The organism is Gottfriedia acidiceleris (genome assembly GCF_002128425.1).
Classification (GTDB): domain Bacteria; phylum Bacillota; class Bacilli; order Bacillales; family Bacillaceae_G; genus Gottfriedia; species Gottfriedia acidiceleris.
Genome location: NZ_NESS01000005.1, coordinates 398662 through 406867 on the forward strand (window position 1 = coordinate 398662; position 8206 = coordinate 406867).

The 8206-nt window shown below is 34.2% G+C and carries 9 protein-coding genes; 3 read left to right on the top strand and 6 right to left on the bottom strand.

What is annotated here, in order from left to right; all coding sequences use genetic code 11:
* The first annotated feature begins 44 nt into the window (after nucleotides 1-44).
* Entirely contained in the window at nucleotides 45-440 is a 396-nt protein-coding gene (locus B6K90_RS12510; RefSeq protein ID WP_088013091.1) for a DUF1885 family protein, read from the top strand.
* Between the two features lies 1 nt (nucleotide 441).
* Here the strand turns inward: B6K90_RS12510 and B6K90_RS12515 are convergent, their stop codons facing one another.
* From B6K90_RS12515 to B6K90_RS12540, 6 genes are all read right to left on the bottom strand, one after another.
* Nucleotides 442-681, bottom strand: coding sequence for a hypothetical protein (locus tag B6K90_RS12515; RefSeq protein WP_056468558.1), 240 nt, complete (start codon nucleotides 679-681; stop codon nucleotides 442-444).
* A 254-nt stretch (nucleotides 682-935) separates the two neighbouring features.
* Nucleotides 936-2348 carry a dihydrolipoyl dehydrogenase gene (lpdA, locus tag B6K90_RS12520; protein ID WP_088013092.1) on the bottom strand — a complete coding sequence of 471 codons (1413 nt, stop codon included), beginning with the start codon at nucleotides 2346-2348 and terminating at the stop codon, nucleotides 936-938.
* A 5-nt stretch (nucleotides 2349-2353) separates the two neighbouring features.
* Entirely contained in the window at nucleotides 2354-3709 is a 1356-nt protein-coding gene (locus B6K90_RS12525) for a dihydrolipoamide acetyltransferase family protein (RefSeq protein ID WP_088013116.1), read from the bottom strand.
* A gap of 126 nt (nucleotides 3710-3835) precedes the next feature.
* A complete protein-coding gene (locus tag B6K90_RS12530; protein WP_088013093.1) occupies nucleotides 3836-4813 on the bottom strand; it encodes an alpha-ketoacid dehydrogenase subunit beta in 978 nt (325 codons plus the stop codon).
* Nucleotides 4814-4816: 3 nt separating this feature from the next.
* A complete protein-coding gene (gene pdhA / locus B6K90_RS12535; RefSeq protein WP_235821795.1) occupies nucleotides 4817-5896 on the bottom strand; it encodes a pyruvate dehydrogenase (acetyl-transferring) E1 component subunit alpha in 1080 nt (359 codons plus the stop codon).
* A gap of 465 nt (nucleotides 5897-6361) precedes the next feature.
* Nucleotides 6362-7009 carry a YkyA family protein gene (locus B6K90_RS12540; protein WP_088013094.1) on the bottom strand — a complete coding sequence of 216 codons (648 nt, stop codon included), beginning with the start codon at nucleotides 7007-7009 and terminating at the stop codon, nucleotides 6362-6364.
* A 164-nt stretch (nucleotides 7010-7173) separates the two neighbouring features.
* On the opposite strand from B6K90_RS12540, the gene B6K90_RS12545 reads away from it, so the two are divergent.
* Nucleotides 7174-7314 (top strand): YjcZ family sporulation protein, encoded by a 141-nt coding sequence (locus B6K90_RS12545; RefSeq protein ID WP_088013095.1) that lies wholly within the window; start codon nucleotides 7174-7176, stop codon nucleotides 7312-7314.
* Between the two features lie 188 nt (nucleotides 7315-7502).
* Complete coding sequence (gene def, locus B6K90_RS12550; RefSeq protein WP_088013096.1) at nucleotides 7503-8060, top strand: peptide deformylase; 558 nt, start codon at nucleotides 7503-7505, stop codon at nucleotides 8058-8060.
* Nucleotides 8061-8206 lie beyond the last annotated feature (146 nt).

The window sequence follows — 8206 nt, forward strand, 5'->3', positions numbered from 1 at the left end:
AAAGTGATGTTTTTCATTAAACATCTTAGGGGGAAAAATTAAAAATGGTTCAACAAGCTACCATTCAATTAGTGGAAAAATCAAAATACCAAGAAGCAAATTTAGATTTAATAAATAATTTAATAAATGATTACATACAATCTTCAACTAAGGTCGGTCAACAAGTTGACTGGAATTATGAAAGGGCTTCCTTTCCTTACACTATTTCAAATAAAAAATTAGATGAACAAGAGGCACTTTATTTACAGAGCAATGATTCTCGTTATAAACATTTTGTTGTTTCAATTCAAGATGATAAAAATATCGTGATTACGCTGTTACCAAACTCCACTTATGGTGATAAAGGAAAAGCAAATGAGCTTTGTAGATACTTAGCGCAAAAGATTGAAGCAAAACTTGAATTATTTAACAATCGAATCATGTATTTTTACAAACGATAATTTAAAATAAATTTACGATAGCCTGACAAAAGAAAAATATCGAAGCATAAAAGCAAGTAATAATAATACTTGCTTTTCTTGTATTTCCAACGTATTTTGCAATTAAATAAAGCTGGTAAAAGAATACTAGAAACAAAATGACTTTAGAGTAAATTTGATCCCTTTTCGATAAGAATAAAACAAATGAAAAACCCACCCAAAATAGTTGATGAATCATTAATACTATTAATTGTTTTCGCATCAATACTCCCACCAATCAATCATCAAATACTAGAAAGATTTTTTTTTAAACGTTATGCGAGACATGCCCTAATCATGCAAAAAAACCTTCTAACAAATAGAAGGTTGCAGGCAGTCGTTTTTTTCGTTAATTTGCCTCATACAGTAATAAATGCAGCTATGATTAATAAACTAATTTAAGCTTTAAATGAAGGGTTTTAAACCAATATGAACAGTATGAAAAAACCTCCTATAAAATAGGAGGTTTTTAAGAAATTATTTTAAAACGTGGATTGGATGACCCATCGCTAATTCTGCAGCTTCCATTGAGATTTCACCTAATGTTGGGTGAGCATGAATTGTTTGAGCAATATCCTCAACGCTCATGCAAGCTTCAATTGCAAGGCCAAGCTCAGAAATAATATCTGATGCATTTACACCTGCAACTTGAGCACCAACTAGTACTCCATCTTCTTTACGAGAAACTAATTGTACGAATCCATCAGTTGAATTTAGAGATAATGCGCGACCATTTCCGCCAAATGGGAATTTTGCTACATTAACAGCTAATCCTTCTTCATCAGCTTGTTTTTTAGTATAACCAACAGTTGCTAATTCTGGATCAGTAAATACTACTGCAGGGATTGCTAAGTATTCGATTTGACTTGACATACCACTGATTGCTTCAGCAGCAACTTTACCTTCATAAGAAGCTTTGTGAGCTAATGGAGGACCAGCAATTACATCACCAATTGCGTAAATATTTTTAATTGTTGTACGAGCTTGTTTATCTGTAGTAATAACACCACGTTCGTTAATTTCAACACCAACAGTTTCTAAGCCCATATCACGAGAGTTCGGGAAACGTCCAACTGTTACTAATACGTAATCAGCTTCGATTTCTTTCATTTCGCCATTAGCTTCGAATTTAACTGTAACGCCATCAGCAGTTTCTTCAACGCCTTTACCAAACGCTTTCGTTACGATATCTACATTACCTTTTTTCTTTAATCCACGTTTAACAATTGAACTCATAGATTTTTCAAAACCATTTAAGATTTCGTCACCAGCTTCAAGAATTGTAACGTGTGTACCAAAGTTAGCATAAGCAGTACCTAATTCCATACCAATATAGCCGCCACCAATAACAACTAATTTTTTTGGAATTTCAGGTAAGTTTAATGCACCTGTTGAATCGATAACACGGTTGCTCCATTTGAAACCAGGGATTTCGATTGGAGTTGAACCTGTTGCGATGATCGCATTGTTAAAAGTATAAGTTTGAGCTGAATCTTCAGTAATTACACGAAGAGTGTTTGCATCATTAAAGTAAGCTTCACCTTTAATAACTTCAACTTTATTTCCTTTTAATAAACCAGCTACACCGCCAGTTAATTTATTAACTACACTGCTTTTCCAAGCTTGAACTTTTGTAAAATCAACTTTTACATTTTCTGCTGTAATACCGATGTCTTCAGAATGCTTAGCTGTTTCATAACGGTGACCAGCTGTAATTAATGCTTTTGAAGGAATACAACCTACGTTCAAACATACCCCACCAAGATTACCTTTTTCAATAACAGCTACTTTTTGTCCTAGTTGTGCTGCACGAATTGCTGCAACATAACCACCAGGACCGGCACCGATAACGACCGTATCTAGTTCAATTGCAAAATCTCCTACTACCATTTATCTTACGCCTCCATTAATAATAATTCTGGATCATTTAATAATCGTTTAATATGGTTTAAAGCGTTTTGAGCAGTTGCACCATCAATCATACGGTGGTCAAAGCTTAATGATAACGCTAATACTGGAGCAACAACGATTTCTCCATTTAATACAACTGGTTTTTCAGCAATACGACCAATACCTAAAATAGCTACTTCAGGGTGGTTAATTACTGGTGTAAACCATTGTCCACCAGCTGAACCGATGTTTGAAATTGTGCATGAAGCACCTTTCATTTCTGCAGGAGCTAATTTACCATCACGAGCTTTTGTAGCTAACTCATTAATTTCAGCAGAAATAGAGAAGATTGCTTTACGATCAGCATCTTTAACAACTGGTACTAATAAACCTTTATCAGTATCTGCAGCAATACCAATGTTATAGTAATGCTTGTGGATGATTTCGTTAGTAGCATCATCAATTGATGTATTTAACGCTGGGAATTTACGTAAAGCAGAAGTTAAAGCTTTAACTACGTAAGGTAAGAATGTTAATTTAATACCTTGTGCAGCTGCAACTTCTTTATATTTTTTACGGCTAGCAACTAGTTTCGTTACATCTACTTCATCCATTAATGTTACGTGAGGAGCAGTATGTTTAGAGTTAACCATTGCTTTAGCGATTGCTTTACGAATTCCACTCATTTTTTCACGAGTTTCAGGATACGCACCTTCTGGAATTGGCATAGCTTTAGGAGCTTCTTGTGTTGAGCTTTTCGCTTCAGTTACAACTTCAACAGCAACTTCAGTTTGTGCTGCAGCAGCTGGTGCAACTCCACCTAATAAGAATGCATCTACGTCTTGTTTTGTTACACGACCATTTTTAGCTGAACCTGGTACAATACGTAAATCTACGTTTTTCTCACGAGCGTATTTACGTACAGATGGCATTGCAATTACATGAGCTTTTGGTTCAATTGCAGCAACAGGTGATAGTGGTGCAGCATCTGTTTTTGGTTCACTTTGCTCATAAGATTCTTGAACTTTTGCTTGAACTGCATCAGCAGCCTCTGGTACTGGAGTAGTAGTTGGAGCTTCTTCAGCATGTTGTCCTTTGAAGCTAATGTTTTCATATCCAGGTGCATCTAAACGTACTAATACGTCACCAACAACCGCAACTGTTCCTTCTGCAACTAATACTTCTAATACTTTCCCTTTTACAGGTGATGGAATTTCTACTACTGATTTATCGTTTTGAACTTCACAAATGATATCATCTTCATTTACTTCGTCGCCTGCTTTAATAAACCATTTTACAATTTCACCTTCGTGAATACCTTCACCGATATCTGGTAATCTAAATTCAAATAGACTTGCCACTGAGTTTGACACAGATTTCTACCTCCGAACAAAGTTAAATTAATTTTTTTAAATATTTTATCTATAATGTAAGAAAGGTATTGATGAATTCATCAAATACCTTTCACTATTTTTGTTACAAACTGATTAGAAGTTTAAAACTTTTTGAATTCCTTCAACTACATCTTTATGGTTTGGTAACCAAACTGTTTCAGCTTCTGAGAATGGGTATACAGTATCAGCTGCAGTAATACGTACAACTGGTGCTTCTAATGAAAGGATACAACGATCATTAATTTCTGCTACAACATTTGCAGCAATACCAGCTTGTTTTTGTGCTTCTTGTACAACAACTGCACGGCCAGTTTTCTCAACAGATGCAACGATTGCTTCGATATCTAATGGGTGAACAGTACGTAAGTCAACAACCTCTACTGATACGCCATCTTTTTCTAATTCTTCAGCAGCTTTTAATGCAGCGTGAACCATTGCACCGTAAGCAAATACAGATACATCTTTACCTTCACGTTTAACATCCGCTTTACCTAATTCAATAGTGTACTCACCTTCAGGTACATCTTCACGGAATGAACGGTATAATTTCATGTGCTCTAAATAGATAACCGGATCATTATCACGAATAGATGAAATTAAAAGACCTTTAGCATCTTTAGGTGTTGATGGAATAACTACTTTTAAACCAGGAGTTTGAGCCATTAAACCTTCTAAACTATCCGCGTGCATTTCTGGTGTATGAACCCCACCACCAAATGGTGAACGGAAAGTAATTGGCGAAGTAAAACGACCACTTGTACGGTAACGCATACGAGCAGCTTGGCCAGCGATTGAGTCCATAATTTCGAATAAGAATCCGAAGAATTGGATTTCTGGTACTGGACGGAAGCCTTCAATTCCAAGACCGATTGCTAATCCACCGATTCCTGATTCAGCAAGTGGTGTATCGAATACACGCTCTTCACCGAATTCTGCTTGTAAACCTTCAGTTGCACGGAATACACCACCGTTAACTCCAACGTCCTCTCCAAATACTACTACAGTTGGATCGTTTTTCATTTCAACGCGTAATGCATCTGTGATAGCTTGAATCATTGTCATTTGCGCCATGACTTACTTCGACTCCTTCTCTTTGTAAATTGCATATTGCTCTTCTATATTAGTTGTCATTGTTTCGAACATATTAGCCATTAAATCAGTAACTTTTTGTTTTGGCTCTTGGTCAGCAAGTTTGATTGCATCTTTAATTGCTTCTTTTGCTTCTTCGATAATTGCATTTTCTTCTTCTTCAGTCCAAAGACCTTTTTTCTCTAAGAACTTACGGAAACGAACGATTGGATCTTTTGCTTCCCACTCATTTTCAGTATCTTTTGTACGGTAACGAGTTGGATCATCACCAGCCATTGTATGTGGTCCATAACGGAATGTTAAAGTTTCAATTAAAGTTGGACCCTCACCATTAACAGCACGTTTACGAGCTTCTGATGTAGCTGCATATACTGCTAATGGATCCATACCATCAACTTGAATACCAGCAATACCTACTGCAATTGCTTTTTGAGCAATTGTTCTAGCTTTTGACTGCTTAGAAACTGGAGTTGAGATTGCATATCTGTTATTTTGAACAACGAAAATCGCAGGAGCATTGTAAGCACCAGCAAAGTTCATACCTTCATAGAAATCACCTTGAGAAGATCCACCGTCACCTGTATATGTAATGGCAACAGATTTTTGGCCTTTCAACTTCATACCAAGTGCAACACCTGCAGCTTGAATAATTTGAGCACCAATAATAATTTGTGGGAAGATTGCATTTACATCTTCAGGAATTTGACTTCCTACGAAATGTCCACGTGACCATAAAAATGCTTTATATAATGGTAAACCGTGCCAGATCATTTGAGGTACATCACGGTAACCAGGTAGGATAAAGTCTTCTTTTTCAAGAGCAAATTGACTAGCTAATTGAGAAGCTTCTTGTCCTGCAGTAGGAGCATAGAAACCTAAACGACCTTGTCTGTTTAATGAAATTGAACGTTGATCAAGAACACGAGTCCAAACCATACGTTTCATTAATTCTTTTAATTGCTCATCTGATAAATCAGGCATCGCTGCTTCATTAACGATTTCGCCCTCTTCATTTAAAATTTGAAGAGTTCCAACTGAATCACCAAATTGAAGCATTTGATCCATTAATTCAGAAACAGTTTGTGTATTCTTCATTTCTGTTTTTTCCTTTCCATCTACTTTCTTCGTAGTAGTTGCCACTAAAACCCACACCCTTCTTTAATTATGGAGGATTTATTTTCTTTATCCATCATGTGTATTTTCTTAAAAGTAATTACAAGTAACTTTTACTTATAATTAAAAACTGTACTTATACTATTTGTGTATTACACTAGTACAACATTGAACACTAGTACAGTTTATAACACGTTCATAAACTCGTCAAATATTTTGTTGTATTATTTTATTCGTGATTTTTTTAAAAAATTTTCATAAAATTTTAACCCTGTACTACCTTTGAAACAGCAATCTGTTATACAATAACAGAAACTCTTTTAAATTATACTTAAATAGCTAATGACAGATTTTTTTTATCATAAATTTTAAACTGTACTACAACGATTTTTGTTTAGTAATTCTAGTACAAATGAGTTATTTACCATATTTTTCATATATGTCTTTTTGTAAATTATTTAATTTTTGAGTATAAAGATTTAATTGATCATTATATTTAATGACATCTTTATAAATATGATTTGTATCCTTTGTCTCACTCTTTACATCTTTTAAATCAACTTTTTTCTGAGATAATAAGTTATAAATCGAAAGATCCGTTTCCATTGCATCTTTATATTTTGAATTCAATTTATCGTATAACTCAGTTCTTTCTCTCCATGTTTTTATAAAGTTATTAACTTCATTACGAAACTGTTCATCCTTCGTTTCAATATTTATTGTTTGAAGTTCTTCAATTTTTATGTCTATATCGTGAATTAATTTTGACTCCTCGTTTACTCGTTCTTTCCGTTCATTTAATAAATTGATTGCTTTTTTGGCCGACTCTTGTCTTTTATTTACTTCGCTAATTTTATATAAATAAATTTTTTCATAATACTCCAATTCTTTTACTTCTAGTTTTTGAATACGTTCTCCAGCTTTTTGAAATTTCTGTTCCTTTTCTGCAATTTGACCTAGTTGATTTATAACTAAATTCCTTTGTTCAGCTTCAGAAGTACAACCCGTACAAAGGATAAATAAAATGCTTATTAAAAGAAATAAAGCATTGAATTTTTTATACATAATTTCACCCAATTTTTTTCATTTATTATTTTCATGTTGCATCTTTTCAGACTTTTTATACGTCCTCAAAAAATAATATGGTCACATACCCACACACTTTATGTAGTTTTTCATAATTTGTAGTATCCGCTATATGCGGAAACAGTTTAAAGGGAGGTTATATTATGTACGGTGGTTACGGATACGGAAAAGGTGGATACCCTGGTTATGGTTACGGCGGATGTGGATGCGGTTATGGCGGTTTCGCATTAATCGTTGTTCTATTCATTTTATTAATTATCGTTGGTGCAGCTTTCGTTTTATAATTCACACTAACAGCCTCTATTATTAATGTATAACCACAAACTTTAAGGAGCGATATTATATTGCTCCTTTTTCCATTGTATTGTTGGTGACTGACAATTTAAAAAAGATTTGTTAGACTAAATTAATAATACTAGTGAATAGTACATACTTATATTTAAGGAATTAATTAGACAGGAGTGAAATTCATTTGATTACAATGAAAGATATAATTCGAGAGGGCGACCCTAGATTAAGAGAAGTCTCGAGTGAAGTAAGTTTACCTCCATCAGATGAGGATATTAATTTAGCTAATTCATTATTAGAGTATGTTATAAATAGTCAAAATCCAGAAATATCTGCAGATTACGGGTTACGTTCAGGTATCGGTTTAGCTGCACCACAAATTGGCATTCTTAAAAGAGCCATAGGTGTTCATGTTACTGACCTACAAGGTAATTTATTTAGTTATGCATTATTAAATCCTAAAATTATAAGTCATTCAGTTGAGGAAGTTTATTTATCAGGTGGTGAAGGCTGCTTATCTGTTGATCGTGATGTCCCTGGATATGTTCCACGTTACGCAAGAATAACAGTAACTGGCTTTGATACAAAGTTAGGAGAAGTAAAAATTCGTTTAAAGGGTTTACCAGCAATTTGCTTCCAGCATGAAATTGACCATTTAAACGGAGTAATGTTTTACGATCGTATTAATAAAACGAATCCTTTTTCTCCTCCAGATGGAGCTTCACCTTTAGAAAGAAATTAAAAAAAGAGCGATTGAAATCAATCGCTCTTTTTCAGAGTGTTGAAAAACAACTTAGTCAATAGATCTAAGCATAAAATTTTAGAAAAAATCCCCTTTGTAGGAAAATTGTTACAAGGGGGATTTTTTATGTACTACTATCAAGAGAA

Excerpts from the sequence above, each read along its gene's own strand:
- B6K90_RS12530 (WP_088013093.1), bottom strand. The coding sequence starts at position 4,813 with ATGGCGCAAATGACAATGATTCAAGCTATCACAGATGCATTACGCGTT.
- B6K90_RS12545 (WP_088013095.1), top strand. The coding sequence starts at position 7,174 with ATGTACGGTGGTTACGGATACGGAAAAGGTGGATACCCTGGTTATGGT.
- lpdA (WP_088013092.1), bottom strand. The coding sequence starts at position 2,348 with ATGGTAGTAGGAGATTTTGCAATTGAACTAGATACGGTCGTTATCGGT.
- B6K90_RS12540 (WP_088013094.1), bottom strand. The coding sequence starts at position 7,009 with ATGTATAAAAAATTCAATGCTTTATTTCTTTTAATAAGCATTTTATTT.
- B6K90_RS12515 (WP_056468558.1), bottom strand. The coding sequence starts at position 681 with ATGCGAAAACAATTAATAGTATTAATGATTCATCAACTATTTTGGGTG.
- B6K90_RS12510 (WP_088013091.1), top strand. The coding sequence starts at position 45 with ATGGTTCAACAAGCTACCATTCAATTAGTGGAAAAATCAAAATACCAA.
- pdhA (WP_235821795.1), bottom strand. The coding sequence starts at position 5,896 with ATGGATCAAATGCTTCAATTTGGTGATTCAGTTGGAACTCTTCAAATT.